3 protein-coding genes are annotated in these 15,339 nt (G+C 64.4%); all 3 read right to left on the bottom strand.

Annotation, left to right across the window (positions count from 1 at the left end; all coding sequences use genetic code 11):
* Positions 1 to 30: 30 nt before the first annotated feature.
* The gene (locus HU806_RS04025; RefSeq protein ID WP_186610329.1) at positions 31 to 1,626 is read right to left on the bottom strand and encodes a ShlB/FhaC/HecB family hemolysin secretion/activation protein; all 1,596 of its coding nucleotides are present in this window, start codon (positions 1,624 to 1,626) and stop codon (positions 31 to 33) included.
* Between the two features lie 147 nt (positions 1,627 to 1,773).
* On the bottom strand, positions 1,774 to 2,373 hold the full coding sequence (locus HU806_RS26650; RefSeq protein ID WP_186610021.1) for a transposase: 600 nt from the start codon (positions 2,371 to 2,373) through the stop codon (positions 1,774 to 1,776).
* Between the two features lie 255 nt (positions 2,374 to 2,628).
* Positions 2,629 to 15,141: a filamentous hemagglutinin family protein gene (locus tag HU806_RS04015; RefSeq protein ID WP_186610020.1), complete on the bottom strand. Its 12,513-nt coding sequence runs from the start codon at positions 15,139 to 15,141 to the stop codon at positions 2,629 to 2,631.
* Positions 15,142 to 15,339: the final 198 nt, after the last annotated feature.

The following is a 15,339-nucleotide window of genomic DNA, read 5'->3' as shown; positions in this document are numbered from 1 at the left end:
ACGGGGTGCTCCAAGGTCTGTGCCTACCGGTCAAAAGGTCGCCTGCATATTGAAGTGCACGCGTGAATCGTGTTTGCGGGTGTTCGGGCCGTCCTTGAGCGGCAGGCCCCAGTCGAGGCTGCCCGACAACCATTCGCGCAACGTTGCGCGGGTGCCGAAGCCGATACTCGCCAGGCTGTAGTCAGCCTCCTGATCGGGCAGCGCGTCTTGCAGGGCCATTTGCGCGCCTTCGGCAAAGACGTATAAACGCCAATTGTCGACGTAGCTGCCGAGCCCTTTGCCCAGGTGCTTGCTCAACGACGGTGTGCGCAGTTCCTGGGAAAACAGCACGCCGTCATCGCCCGTGCGTTCCGCTGCGAGATAACCGCGCACACTGGTGGCGCCACCGGCGGAAAACTGTTCGTTGGAGACCAGCGGCCCGGAGGCCAGTTGGAAGCTCAGCTTGCTTGCCGCTTGCCAGTCCCCGGCAAAATTCCGGGTGAAGGTGCTGTCGCCCTTGAACACGGCGAAGCTGGGATTGGCCTCGTAGCGCTTGGCCCGAAATTCATCGGCGTCGCTGCCATAGCCGAAGAAGCTGCGGGTGCCGGCAACGATGCTCAGGCCCAGGCCAAACTGTGAGGTTTCGGTGTAGCGAAAGCCGTTGTAGGCCAGGGTGATCGGCGCGTACTTGATCGGCACCTCATCACTGGAGCCGCCAAATTGCAGGGCCTCCTCGAAATCCTTGAAGTCCACGCCCACCGACAGCGAGTTGGCCCAAACGCCCTGGGGCGGCACGTTGTAGATCAGCGACGCGCCATAGGAGTGTCCCTTGCCCAACACGTTGCTGCCGCCGATGGTCGCGACGTTGCTATCGGACTGGTAGCCGGACAACTGCGCATTCCAACGCTCGCTCAGGGGCGCGTTATAGGATCCCGACCAGACTTGCGCGTTGTCCCGGTCTTCGGGGGCGGTGAAATACGTCAGCGACGCCGAATGGCCGCGCTGCCAGAGGTTGTTGTGGCCCAGCGTGACCACCGAACGCAGTTTTTCGGTGTCGGCGCTGTAGTCGTTGTTCAGCCCGACACTGGCTTGCCAGGGGTTCTTGTCTTCGACTTGCAGGTCAACATCCATGGTTCCCGGACGCTGCCCTTCGCGCACCACCGGCACCACCTGGCGCCCAGGGTTGCGGTTGGCCACGGCCAACTGGCTTTGCACCGCGGCGAAATCGGCCACTTTGCCTTCTTCCAGTGCCGGTACTTCTTCGCGGACATTGACTGGCGAATAGTGCTCGGTGCCGACCACGCGTACTCGGCCGATCTTGGTTTCGCTGACTTGCAGGTACACCACGCCGCCTTCCACCTGCTGCTCCGGCAGTTCGACGAACACCGACTGGTAACCCTTGGCCTGGTAACGCTGTTGCAGCGCGTCGCGGGCGCCTTCGATGTCGGTGAGCTTGCGTTGCGGCCCCAGGAACGCATACACCGCTTCTTCGATTTCCCGGGCATCGAGCACGGTATTGCCGCGCACGACGTACTCATTCACGTCCACCAGGCGCGCAGGCGTTCCGGCCTCGGCCGCGGCCGGTGTATCGGCTTCCTCGGCCCACAGCGTTGGTGCCTCGGCGACGAGCATCAGCGCAAGCACCATGGGCAGGTAAGGCCTGCACCGGCCGATGTTGAAGTCCCAATGATCCACACATCCCCCTCGATTCAATTGCGCCACGCGCGCAGCGCCTGCTGCAAAGCCGCGCGCCGCGTGACGCGCTGCCTTGGCATCGTGTTGTTTGCTGACGGTTTATTTGCGCTTGGAATGGCCTGCGTGCCTGGAAAGCCAGGTGTGCAACAAGGCGAAGTTCAGCGAAAACTCCGGCATGTGCATCAGGTCGCCGCAGAACACTTCGCTGACAATGCGCTCGAGCAATTTCGCCGCGTGCGGGCTGTCCAGCAGCTCGCCGATATCGCGCACGAAGACCGAGAACGCCCAGACCCGCTGGTTCAACTCAAGACCCACGAACCAGCGGAACAACAGGTTGTAATTGAGCTGCTCGTACAGCTGTTTTTCACTGGGCAGCGAGTACAGCAGTTGCAACAGCAAAGCGAGCATCAAGGCCGGTACCGGCACCTGGATCTGGTGTTCGCGCGCCCATTGCTGCAAAGGCTCGGACGCGGCCTCCAGCAGTTCCTCGATCTGTGGGCGCAACATCACCAGGGAATGACCTGGCGGCACGTAGCTGGACAGTTCCTTCAAGGCACTCTGCCAATCGTCCTGGGACACGATCCACACCCAAGGCGCTCCGTAGCGGTACACCGAGACCGGTTTTTTGCGCGCGGCTTCAACAATTTTCGACAGGCGCTGGTCCAGCTCCTGCATGCCCACTTTCGAGTAACTTTCCATAGACCCCAATGCCCCTGTCACACCTGGCATCCAGCGCGAAATAGCGCCAGAAAAAGTTGTCCGGCTTCCCTGCAAAAGGCCTTTTCGTCCACAGCGATCCTGCGCCGTTGCCGTTTCACACAACCTTGACCCCGGCCACCTGCCACTACCGAACTTTTGTCATCGAATCTTCATGAACGGTTACCGACAGCGACCGAGCGCCCATGAAAAAAGGGCGACAGTTGCCTGTCGCCCTCGGGGTTTTGTTGACGTTTCTCAGAGCGTCAGGTTGCGTTGTTCCTCCGGGGTCAACTGATTACGCGCCTGGTCGTCCAACCGTCCGGCGCCCAATACCCGCACGCTGTTGCTTGGTTCATGGTCCGGTGCCCGGCTGGCGCCTTCCTGCGACGGCGCCAGGCGCTCGTTGCCAAAGCCCAGGACCTGCACGCTAAACACCGACGGCATGCGATTGCGCGAAGCGGCCTGTTGCTCGCGAGCCACGCCTTGCGCCGCGTCGCTGGCCGAAGCCGCGGCGGAACTGGCGTTGGTCAGGGCGCCAGTGTTGACCACGGCGCTGACCGGCACGCCGTTGGACTTGCCTTGCACCTGGATGTTGGCCGCGTTGACCACGTGCAAGGCGGCGATGTTGATATTGCCCGAGACCCGGATACCCGCCTCTCCCGCGTCGATGGTGCCGAGCGGCGCGAGCAGATCGATATCGCCCGGTGCGACCTCGGCAATGGGGTTGAGCGTGGCGATACCGGCGCCAGTGCTCGGCACCGACGGCGACAAGGTGACGTTGCCCCAGTTGTCGTAGACGCGCTTGGGCGGTGTGTAAACCAGGGTGGTTTTCGAACCGCGACCGGCGTTGATATCCCCCGTCGCGGACCAGGCGAGAATGTCGCCGCCAAAGGTGGTCATGATCCGGCTTTGTCCCAGCAACACGCTGCCGTTGCTGAACAACTGGATGTCGCCAACGCCTTGGGTGATGACCCCGGCAGTGGACGGCGGCGCTTCGCCTTCGATACCAAAAACCTGCTGCCCGCCTGGCGTCAGCATCTGGATATCGCCACCAAAGTTGGTGTGCACCCCAGCGCCGCCGAACATCGTGATATCGCCCTGGTAAGCCAGCGGATTACCGGCCACGTCGTGGGTCGGGAACAGCGCGGCGATGGCGTTGCGACCGCGCAGGTAGCTACCGGAACGAGGACTGCTGGCGTTGTTGTACTCGCGACCGCCGGCACGCAGTTCGGCGAAGTACACCTCGCGGGCAAACACCCGCTGCTGCTCGGCCGGCAACGCGGCGAAATAAGCCTGCGCCTGATCGGCCTCACCGCTGAAGCCATACCGCGACGTCAGCCAGGCCGCCAGTTCGACCTCGTAGGTTTTCGCCACCTTGCCCGGCTGTTGGGCCAGGCCGACAGCGGCGTCCGCCAGGTTGGCCGGATCCAGGTATTGGCGCACGAAGCCCAGGTAATCCGGCCCGGCAGCGCCCACGCCGGCTTGCATCACGATGCTTGCGCCGGGGCGATTGTCACCGGCTTTCACCGGACCGAGGCTGGTCACCGCGGCCTGGTCTTCCATCAGGATGTTGCGCCCGGCGCTGATCTCCAGCGTACCGGGGCCGGCGACATTGAAGGTGCTGTAGAGGATGTCGCGGCCGGCGGAGACAATGGAGATGTCGGTGGGGTCGTCGTGGACGAACAGGTTGCCGGTGCTTTTCGCATCGCCAGGGAGCTGGGGCACGGAATTGTTGGTGAGCTGTCCGCTGTTGACTATGTCGCGCCCCGCCATGATCCAGGCCGGCCGAGCGGCTTCGTACCAGATATCACCCTCGTAGGGTTGAACGGAAAAGGACAGGATCTCCCCCGTGCGCAGCCCCACGATATCGCCGTTTACCGCGTAGAAACGTGTCGGCTGGTCCGCGCCCCGGTAACTGCCTTCGGTGCCGGAGCCGCCGAAAGCGAACAGAGTACCCGTGCCATTCGTGTCGGTTTTGACGCCGGTACTGTCCATGTAGCTGAACCCCGGACGAGCCACCGTGGCCAGGCTCGCCTGAGGAGCGTTGGTGGGGGAAATGGTAAAACCTCCCGCGTAAATCGAGTCGGCCGCGAGAAACTCCAGTTGCGCCTGCGCGCCCGGCGCCAGTACTAGCGAGTAAGGCAGATTGGGCATCGCCGTGCCCCCCGTCCAGGTCCCGGAAGGTCCGTAGTAAAGGCTTCCGTTGGCGGCGGTGGCTCGAAGGATGGACGGATAGACAAAACGACCGTCGGTGGGTGCCGAGTCGCCCGGCGCCGGGGCGCTACCGCCTATGGCCACCTCGCCGACGCGCGTGAACGGCGTCAGGTTGCCCCCCGCCGTCAACAGGTCAATGGCGGTGTGATCGGTCCACAGGCTGAACCACGAGGAGCCGGTGCCCTTTCCTGCGGCCCCCAAGTTGACGAGCTGTGTACCTTGCGAGAGCAGGCGCCCGGCATCGGCGGCGCCGCCCAGCACCAGATCGCCTCGGGCATCCAGGGCCACGGTGGCGTCCCCCGGCACCACGATCATGCCGCCGGTGGCACTTGCCGAAGTGGCTTGGAACGGATCGTAGGCCCGGGATTCACGCGGGTCCTGCCACAGCGCATGCGGGCCGCTGACCAATTCGATGCCGCCAAAAGAACCGGCATGGGCCCTGACGGTCCCGCGCAAATTGATCAGGCTGCCGTTCAATGCATGACGCTGGGCGACCGGACCTTTGCTGTTGGCGCTTTCCAGCGCCCGCGCGCTCAGCGATGGGTTGAGCCCACCACCGACGCGCAGGCTCAAGTCACCGCCGCCGGTCATCTGCAACTGACCATTGACCATGCGCCCCGTCGAGCCCACCGCCAGTACCAAGCCCTGGCTGCGCGTAGCGTATTGCTCGCCGGTGTCGCCACGTGGCGCCAACATGCCGGCATCGCCCGCCACGTCCACGGCCAGGTTGCCGCCGCCCAAGGTGCCCAGGCCCGTGAAGCCGACCAGTGCCATGTTTTGCCCTTCGGCCGCGAAGGTGCCGAAGTTGATCCACCAGGCCGTGGGGGTGGTGCCGTCGACGCCGCCGCCCTGGCGCCACAGCCAGTTGCCAACGCTTGAGCTCGCGTTCAGCCCGGTTCGGCTGATGACATCGCCGGTCAAGTCGGCGCCAACGGTCAACGACAGGTTGCCGCCCTGATCGGGATACCAGGCGCGATAGAGGCTGCTCGGGCCTCCGTCTACCAAGGATTCATAGACACCGGCGCCCCAAGGAAGCACTTGGTCCGTCACCTGGTCGACTGAACCATCTTTCCAGACCCCTCGGGCAGGGTTATAGCCTGCCGATTGCGCCTGGGTCAGGGTCGAAGTACCCGCCGTGTAGATGCCGAACAGCGAGTGCAGGCTCAGGTCGCCCGCACTGACCAGGTCGAGGTCGCCGGTACCGGTGCGCAGCACACTGAAACTGCTCGCCTCGGGTTTGTAGACGTATTGGTACTCACCCTCGGACAACTTCGCCAGGCAGGCATCGGAGGACACACAAAGCATGTCCACGGTCTGGCCCAATTCAGCCGCCAGTTCGCTGGCCGAACGTCCTTCATAAGCCGGATTGCCCAAGGCACCGGCACCGTTAGCGGTGATGAACAGGGGACTGTTCGTGCACCACGTTGGTCCCAACGAACAAAAGTCCTCCACGCTCATGCCAAGCTGCGCCGCCATCGCTGCTGCGGAAAAACCTACAGCCTCGAGATTTCCGTTGAACTCCATCGAGAAATCCACCGTCGTCACCAGTGGATCGCTCGCGGTGCCCGGCACCGGTGCTCCTCCCCCGGTCTGAACGCGGGTACCCTGCATTGCATAATGGGTGTCCGCCACCGTCAGCTTGCCATTCTGCGCATAGGGGTCCGCCAGACGCGTGTCGGCCGCCTGAAGATCGGCGCCCGCCACGGTCCGTACCGACCACGATTGCGAGCCTTCGGCAAGCATCGGTGCAATCGCCCAGTTACGGCCCTTGCCGTCCCCGCCACGCAAGTTGATTTTCTCCACGCCGTCGGCGAGCTTCACATCGGTGCCCGCCGGAATCAGCGCGCCCAATGCGAGCTGCAGCGCGCCCGCTTGCACCATGACATTCGGGTTGGCCATATCGACCATGTTCAACGGACGGCTGGGCAACGCCACGCCCTTGGGCCACACCAGACCGGTCAGCGCCATGTCGCCCGCCAGCACCGAGCCGGCATCGAGGATCATCCCTGGGTCCAGGATCAGGTCAGCACTCAGCCGGGTTCCGGCGGCGTGGGCCAGCGAGCCATCGGCGTTGCGGATATTCGCCGCCAGTACCGTGCCGGCCGGCAGGCTCACGGCCTCGGCAACGGTGCCAGACACCGGCAAGCGAGTACCGACGGCCAGGGTGACCGTTTGCAATGGCAGGTCGTAGTTGAGGATGACACCGGACAGGAACGTGGTGCCTTCCTGCAACTCGATGCCCGCGCGCCGCACGATCACATCACCGTTGAACAGCTGCTTGCCGGGCGTCAGCACCCAGCCATCGTCGTCCGGGGTTGCCGGCGGCGGCGCGAAACCGTCGTTGATGCTGCCATATACGCTGAGGTCGCCCCCGGCGCGCAGCACCAGGCTGCCGACTTCGCCGGAACCGTATACGGCAGTTTTTGGCGTCAGCGGGTTGAGGCTGGCGTAGCGGTAACCGGAGAGGTCCAGGTCGCCCTGCACCACCAGGTCACCGTCGGCGGTGGCACTGACGATTTCGACACCGGGGCGCAGGTGGAAAGCGTTGCGATAGGCGGCATTGTTGAGGCCCGCCAGCTTGCCATCGCGTAAGGCATTGTTGTTCAAGGCGTTGTCGATAAAGTCCCGGTTGTCGTCATGGATACCATTGAGGTAGTCCTGATTGATGACTTGGTACGGCCGGCCACTGGCGGCCGGGTCGGTGCCGTAGGCGGCATCGTCGTAGCGTTGCACGCCATTGAGCGCGATCAGCTTGGCGCCCTGGATGTTCAGGCTGCCGCTGGCATCGATGGCGATGTCGCCGGCCGTGGCGCCGCCCAGGCGTGGCGCATTCAGCTCCAGGGTGCCACGGGCCTTGCCGTCGTGGCCGACCGTGGTGGCGGTGCCATGGCGCAGATCGATGCGCGCGCCACCGGCCAGCGTCAGCAGGCCATCTCCGGAACTGAGTTCAACCATGGCGCGGTTCGGCGAATCGATGATCTGGCCGTAGCTGTCGACCCGCAGCACGCGGCCGTGGGCATCGAGCACGGCGTTGCCGCCAAGGGTCAAGCCTTGCTTGCCGGCCAGGCGGATGGAACCCACGCGCTCGCCGCTGGCGTCCACGGTGCCATTGACGGTGAGTTTGCCGCCGTCCACCGACACGTTGACCACACCGGCCTTGAGGCCATCGCCGATCACCAGGTCACCCTGCTTGAGCTGGAAGCTGCGCCCGCCGAATACCTGGCCCTGGTTCAGGCGCTGGTTGAGGGCGGCAAAGTCATCGCTCAGGCTGCCATCGCCCAGGCGTTGGGCGCGGATGTCCACGCTGCCGGCCTTGTAGGGCACGGCGGTGCCGCCCGCATCGTAGTAGCCGCTGCTGCTGCCCAGCACGCTGCCCGCCAGGTCGACCTTGCCGGCGGCCGCCGCCAGTGCGGTGGCCTTGAGAGTGCCGGCCTGGTTGTTCACGGCGGAGAGATCGATCACCGAGCCGGCGGCCTGGCGGATATTGCCGTTGCGGCTTTCGAGGATCAGGTCACCGCCCCAACTGTACTTGCTGACATCGTTGAAGGTGATTTTGCGTCCGGCCAGGTCGAGGCGCGCGGCGGCGGTGAGGGTCAATTCATCCTCGGCGCTGAGGGTCAGCTTGCCGCTGGGCAGCACCACGTTGCCTTCGACCCGCACGTTCTTGCCGTTCAACGCCAGCTCGGCGCCCAAGCTATCGGCGCCGGCCACCGGCAGGCGACTGCCCGCCGGAGCGCTGACGCGGATATTGCCGCCTGCGGTGATCCGGTTGACCGACCCAGCCTCGCCGGTCATCAACGGCGTCAGGATGTTCAGGTTGCCGCCGCTGTACTGAAAGCCTTTGCCCGTGATGTATTCACCCTGACGCTGGTAAACCAGCAGGCCACCCTTATGGTTGGCGGTGATGCGTTCGCTGGCGTTGAGATTGACGTTGGCAAATCCCAGCGCCAGCCGGTCATAGGCCTTGACCACCTTGGGCTCGGTGGTCGGGGCATAGCCAAAACCGATGCGTTCGGCGTCGATTTGCAGGTTGCCCGCCCCCGTACCGGCACTATCGCGCACGATGCTGGCGGCCTCGTTTTGCGCACCGTTCCAGATCAGGTCGCGGGTGCGGATTCGTGCGGTTTCACCCGCCTCGCCCTTGCCGTATATGGCGGGCGTGGTGAGCACCAACTCCTTGAGCCGTGATTTGCCGGTCGCCGCGTCAAAGGTATCGAGGCTGGCGTTGCCATAGAAATTCAGCGAATCGCGAGCGCCCAGCACCAGGGTTTCGAGCGCCGGCGCGCCGGCGCTGGTATCGCCGAGCAACAGACGATCTAGCACCTGCTGGTTGAGCGTCAGGCCATTGGGCAACAGGTTGCGTGACGCCAGGTCAGCCAGGGTGTCGGCACTGCCGACGTTGATGCCGCCGACCGCCAGGGTCAGGTTGCGGGTGCCGAAGCGCACGGCATCCGTCAGCTCGAAGCGATTGTCCGTGGCCGAAGCGATGGTGCCCTCGGAATACAGGCGGGTGGTGCCGGTGCAAACCCCATCGCATACACCAATGCGGATACTGCCGGGGGCGTTTTCTGGCTCCTGCGGGTTAGGCGCGGAAGGCGCCAGCATGTTCAAGTAGCCATTGGACACGGCCAGCACGCTGTTGCGACCGGGGCTGTAGATATAGCCGTCGTGCGAGTCACGGGCCACGGCGCCCATGCCCAGGGTATTGATCGACGCGCCTTGCTCCACGGTAATTCCACCATTCGGGCTGGACGTCACCAGGAACACTTCAGGCGCCCGCAAGGTCGCGCCGCTGCGCAAGGTGATATTTTGGGTCCGGGCGACGGAGCCGTTACCATCTCCGAATTCAAGGAAGTTACCGCCCTGGCCATAGCGGGCCAAGGCGTAACCGCCGATAAACAGGCTGCTGGCGCCGATGGCATTCACCGCATCGTCAGTCAGGGTTACAACGTCCGATCCAGAACTGGCCGCCTCTCCTGCCTTGATGATTTCCAGGTTCCCAGCCCTGACCAACGTGAGTGTGGTGGTGCTGCCGCGACCATCTTTGGCTGCTTTGCTCAGCAGTTTTCCGGCAAAACTGAAACTCGGTTGGTCACTCTGGTTGCGCTCGAACGTGACGTTGAACGCCTTGGCATCCCGGGGCAGCAGCACAGCGGGAACCCCCAGGCGCGCGGCATCCGCCAGGGCGAACTGACTGAAGCTGGTCTCGTTGTACTGCGAATAGCGGCGCAGCGTATCCGCCGCGGTGACGATCACCTGGCTCGCCAGGCTGTCGCGTACGCCCGTGCCGGCAATGCCGAGGGTGCCGGCCGTTGCCCAGGAGCCGTTACGCATGGCCTGGGTCGGCACCACCCCGCCCTGCCCGGCCAGGCCGTTGACCTCGATGCGAAACGCACCCGGCAGCAGCGCGTAGGTCGAGGGCAGCAAGGTATAGGTGCCGGCCGGCAAGCCGGGTATGCCGGCACCGAGGGTAATCTGCTGGCCGACCAAGGGGGCGACGGCGCCGGCTTCGCCACCCACCGGCGCATAGCCGGTTTGTACGCCGGGTACGATGGCGTAGACCGGGTTGCTGCTCAGTGCCGGTAACAGGAAACCGTCCGGGCCGAACTGCACCAAGGGATTGAAGCGCGCGTCAGTGGAACCGCCACGACCCGAGATGAAACCGGCGCCGGTCAATTCACCGCCGCCGGACACATCCACCACCGCCCCCGCCGCAACGTCGATGGTCTCGCCCACCAGATCGATCTTGCCTGGCACGCCATTGAGGGCTGGCTGCAGCAGGCTCTTGTCGAGCGTCACGCCATCGAACACGTAGGATTTGCCATCCGCTGTTCCGCCATAGGGCATGACGAGCCCCGCGCCGCTGACGGAGGTCAGGCTGCCCGGCAGAAAGTTCACGTCACTGCCGGGACGCGACGCCGTTTCCAGCGCCGTCTGGCCGATGATCAGGTTGCCCAAGGGCGCCCGCAAAATGCCGCCCTGATTGATGACATCCGCTTCGAGTCGCAACTCGCCGAACGCGGAGTAAGGCACCGAAGGGATCGCCGAGCCATTGCGGCCTATGTCTATTCGCTTGGCAGTCAGGGTCCCTTGCACACCGGTGCCGGGGTAGATCTGCGCGGCGGTGAGGCCCAGCACACCCGGTGTACGAATCAACATCTTGTGATCGGTCTGGCTGCTCGCCATCCGAATGTCACCTTGGCTGTTGAGCTGCAGATCCGCAAAACCGCGCCGGTCAACCTGCCGGACGTCTCCGTCGGCCATCGTCAGCGTTCCGCTGCCGCCGATCCTCACCGCGTCACGGACCTCAAGGAGCCCGGTCGCTGTCAGCAGCAGTTTCCCCGCGGCAGGTCGTGCCGACGGCGTCAGTCCTATGCCGGTGCTGCTGTTGTCAGCCCCGGCGGCCGTTTTATCCACCGCGCCAGCCAAGCGCACGTAACTGCCGCGCAGATTGACCACCGAGTCCGCGGCGGCTGTCTCTGCCATGCCGTACGCACCCGCATAGAGTTGCAGCGCGTTGGCCTTCGACAGGTTCACATTGCCGTCGAAGGTCAACAGGCCAGTGCTGAACAGCGACAACGTATCAAAGCCTCCGGCCTCGACCTGATCCACCGCAAGCCGTGCATAGCCATGTTCCAACAGGGCGGCGCCCTGTTCGGGAGCGCTACCGGCGGCGATCCCCGTCGCGGAATGGCGTTGCTCGATAATCAGTTCGCGGGTCTTGCGCTGATCGTCCGGCAAATCGGAATTGTTCGAATAAACGGTGGCCCCCAGTCCGACCGACAGGCTCCCACCCGCCGCGCCGGTGCCACCGGCGGCAGCCTTGAATTGACCGTCAAGGTAGAGGCCGCTGGTCGAGCCAAAACTGATGCTGCCGCCGTGGCTGGCAACCAAGCGGTTTTGCCCCGCGTCATCCAGAACGGCGCTCGCACCCGAAGCATCGAGCAACGCGCCTTCACGCACCACGATGAATTTGCCGATACCGCCGCCGTCGCCCGTCGCATGGTTGATTTCGCCACCAATGACGATACTTCCGCCGTTACGTACGAAACCGTATGGGTTCCCGCTGGCACCCGTGGCGGTGGCGGCGCGAGCGGCTACGTCCAGGACCGCGTTCTCGCCGATCCAGATCGACTTGAAGTTGTCAGTGGGTGGTATGAGCGCCGTTTGCGGCCCAGGCGCGGAGCCGACCGTGATCGAGCCACCCCAGGCATTCAACGTGCCGTCCACGGTGATTTGGCCGATCCCACTCAAGCGGATCGCCTGCCCGGGATCGACGTTCAGCACCGCCGATTTGCCCACCAGCAGGTCCGCGGTGGCAACGTTCCCCGGGCGGGTGTTCTGGCTGCCGGCTTGCAGCGACAGGCTGGCACCCTGGCGTTGGGTCAGCACGCCCTTGCCGGCATCTTCGAGGTACAGCGGCGGCGTCCAGGTTTCCAGCGCGCTGTCAGGCGCGCCACCGGTGGCGAGCCCAGCGGCGGCCGAGCCTTGGCGATACACCGGCAACGTGACGTCGACTCGAGTGCCCTCGGCGACTTCCAGGCCATCGCTGCCAATGATGTCGTAGGCGGAAAAGCCTTTCTTGAAGAAACCACCATCGAGCAACAAAGTACCTGCCGCCGCCGATGTCGCGGTGTCGCTGATCAGCACCTTACCGGCATGCAGTTGCAAGGTGCCGCCACCCTTCACACCCTGGCCACGCAACTCCCCACCCAAGCTCAATTCCCCAGTGACGGTGCTCAGGCTGACATCGCCGCCCTTGCCGCCCTGCAACTTGCCCGAATTGAGCAAGGCCGCGCCGGAAGAAACATCCAGCACGCTGCCGGCGCCCAGCACCAGGGCGCCGCCGGTCTTCAGGGCAATGCTGCCACCGTTCTGATAGGGCAAGGCGCTGATGTCGGCAGGGTCCAGTTGCAGATTGCTCCACAGCCCACTGGCGTCCAGGCGCACCCCTTTGCCCACGGTGATCGAGGAAGCGCCGGCCACCGGCATCGAACCATCGACCTGAACGAAATCCCTGCCCACCTGAATGACGCCGCCGTGGGCGGTAATGTCAGCATTCACGGCCACTTTCGGGCCAAACAAACTGATGGTGCCGGCCGGGGCTACCTGCAACGCCCCATCGACATTGATGCCTTCGCTGGCGGCTACTTTGATCGCACCCAGCTTGAAGCCGCTGAGCTGGTTGCTGTCCAGGTACAACGTCCCCTGGCGATCCGTCGGCAAGGCACTGCCGAGGTCGATGCCATTGGCAACGCCTGCGGCGCCTTTGCCGATGACGACGCTCTTTAGCGTATCGGCCGTGGCGCCAAGGGCATATTCCACGGTGCCGCTTTCCTTCACGTAGAACGGCACGTACGCGCCGACCACCAGTTGCCCACCCCGGGCCACGGCTTTTTGCGACTGCTGGTAGCCATCCAGGCCGACCTGGGCGGCGCGGGTCTGGCGATCACCCTGGAAGGTGTCGCTGGCGAGTGTGCCTTCGAGCACCGCATTACGCGTACCAATCACCAGGGTGCCGGCGTCGCGGCCAACGGTGTAGCCCGCTTCTTGGCGCGATCGCGGGGCGATCAGGGGATTGTAGTAATAGTTCGTTTGCCCCCAGCGCTGGGTATGGTCTTCGTAGCCTTTGTAGAGGCCGGTATAGAGCCTGTCGCCGGGCGCACTGTTGAGTTCATACAAGCGGCCATCGGCGCCTCTGAGCCAGGTTTGCTTGATCGTGCCGCTTTGCACGTCCAGCGTGCCGCCGGACATATTGATCTGCGAGCCAGCCTGAGTGACCAAGTCATTACCGGTAAAACTCACGGTACCGCCCTGGGCCATCCATTCGGCGGCGCTATGGCCCTGGGTGCCGAGGTAGCCGCTGACTTCCAGCAAGCCACCGGCGGTGTACCAGCGATCGGTGGCGTAGCCGTTGGTGCCCGCCGGGACGAACACCAGCTCGCGGGTATCCACCCACACATCGTTGTTATTCAACGCACCTTCATCACGGTTGCCGGCGGCATCACGCTGCTCGTTGCCCTGGATGTTGACCTTGATGCTGTTCGCTTCCATCGCCACCTTGACCCCGGTGGCGCCGGACACATCGATCACCGCGCCGTCGCGCACCAGGCTGCGGGTGCCGGCATTCACCGCGACCTGGCCGCCGGTGGCGAGGGTGATCGAGCCTTTCTGGAAGTCGACGCTGCCGGCACTGTCGATCCGCACCAGCGACAGGTCACGGCGATAGGTGTCGGCGGGGATCACCTTGCCGTCCTGGCTGACGACCGGCTTCAACAAGCTGTCGCGCTGACTGTCCAGGGCCGTGGCGCTGGCGTCCAACAGGATCGCCGTGGTGCTGCCTTCGCCGAGGGTCACGTTGGCCTCGCTACCGCGCGCGGTCAGATGCAGCGTGCCACGGGTGTCCGCCGAAGTGCTGGCGACGGCCACGCCGTTTTGCCGCACCTGGTTGCCGGTCAGGGTCACGTCGCCGCTGGCCGCCATCAGCAGCCCCGTGTTGCTCACCTGCCCGGCACCCGTACCGCCTACTTGATGGGCGATGACCTCATTGCCGCGGGTGGTTGAAGTCGAGTTGCCGTCGCTGGCGAAGCCTTTTTTGATCGTGAAGCTGTCACCGGCCGCCAGCACGGTTTGGCCGCGCTGGGTACTGATGGTGCCGGCGTTGTCGACGGTCTTGCCCAGCAACAACACATAGCCGCCACCGGCGGTCGATTTGCTTGGGGCGGCCGTGGAAATCTGCGCGCCCTGCTCCACCCGAATCGCGCCTTGGGCGTTGGTGAAACTTGCGGCGCTGGCGTTGTAGAGGCCACCGGTCTTGAATTGCTCGTCGCTGAAATCCGTGGCGGCCGCCACCAGGTTACGCACGTTGACCTGGCTGCTGCCGCTGAATACCACGCCGTTGCTGTTGAGGATCATCACCGTGCCGTCGGCCTTGATCTGGCCCTGGATCTGGCTCGGCGCGGTGCTGTTGTTGACCTTGTTCAACGCCGCCCAACTGGCGTCCTGTTGAAACGCCAGGGTGGTGTCACGGCCGATATTGAACGTGTCCCAGTTGAGGATTGCCTTGTCGGCGGTCTGCTTGACGGTCACCACGACCTTGCCATTGGCATCGGTCTGCACCGGGCCATTGGCGTTGACGAACAGCGGCTTGCCGTCCGGACCAATCACCGCGTTCAGGCCATTGCCACCCAAACCGTTATGGATGGTTTGCGGTGCGCCAAAGGTGGCCGCACGCCCTGCCGCCTGGGCAGCCTGGCTGGCCGCGATCGCCGCCACCGTGCTGTTCATGTTCGCCAGCGAACGGCCCAACTGCTGCTGCACCCGTTGTTGCTGCGCCAGCGGTGGAGGCGTTCCAGGGCGCGGCGCGCTGGGGCTGGTCGGGCCCGCCGCCGGAGCCGCGCCCTTGGCCGCGAACCAGGCCGAACTGAAACTGGTCGCTGCGTACGCGGGGTTGGCCAGCAGCAGCAAGGCAATGGCCTGGGCCAAGGGCTTGAGGCACAGCACAGCGGTGGATTCAGCATTACGGCGAATGGCTTTCTGTGGGCGGCGACGCATCACTACGGATCCTTTTTACGCAGGGCGAATTCGGTAGCGCCCTCTGGACGAGGCACGCAAATGACTAATCCCAAGGCAGGTTGACGCCATCGCGACCGAACTTTTGTCATGCAATGTTCATCTGCCGGGCGGTTGCCTGAAACGAAAAACCGGCAACAGCGCGAGGCTGTTGCCGGTTCATGCAGCGAACCCGGTGTT

This window comes from Pseudomonas sp. SWRI154 (assembly GCF_014268645.1).
Taxonomy (GTDB): Bacteria; Pseudomonadota; Gammaproteobacteria; order Pseudomonadales; family Pseudomonadaceae; genus Aquipseudomonas; species Aquipseudomonas marvdashtae.
The sequence above is the reverse complement of the archived record's forward strand: the minus strand, read 5'-3'. Positions and strand labels throughout refer to the sequence as shown.

Bases quoted from the DNA above. Each gene is read 5' to 3' on its own strand.
- HU806_RS26650 (WP_186610021.1), bottom strand. From the start codon at position 2,373: ATGGAAAGTTACTCGAAAGTGGGCATGCAGGAGCTGGACCAGCGCCTG.
- HU806_RS04025 (WP_186610329.1), bottom strand. From the start codon at position 1,626: ATGGTGCTTGCGCTGATGCTCGTCGCCGAGGCACCAACGCTGTGGGCC.
- HU806_RS04015 (WP_186610020.1), bottom strand. From the start codon at position 15,141: ATGCGTCGCCGCCCACAGAAAGCCATTCGCCGTAATGCTGAATCCACC.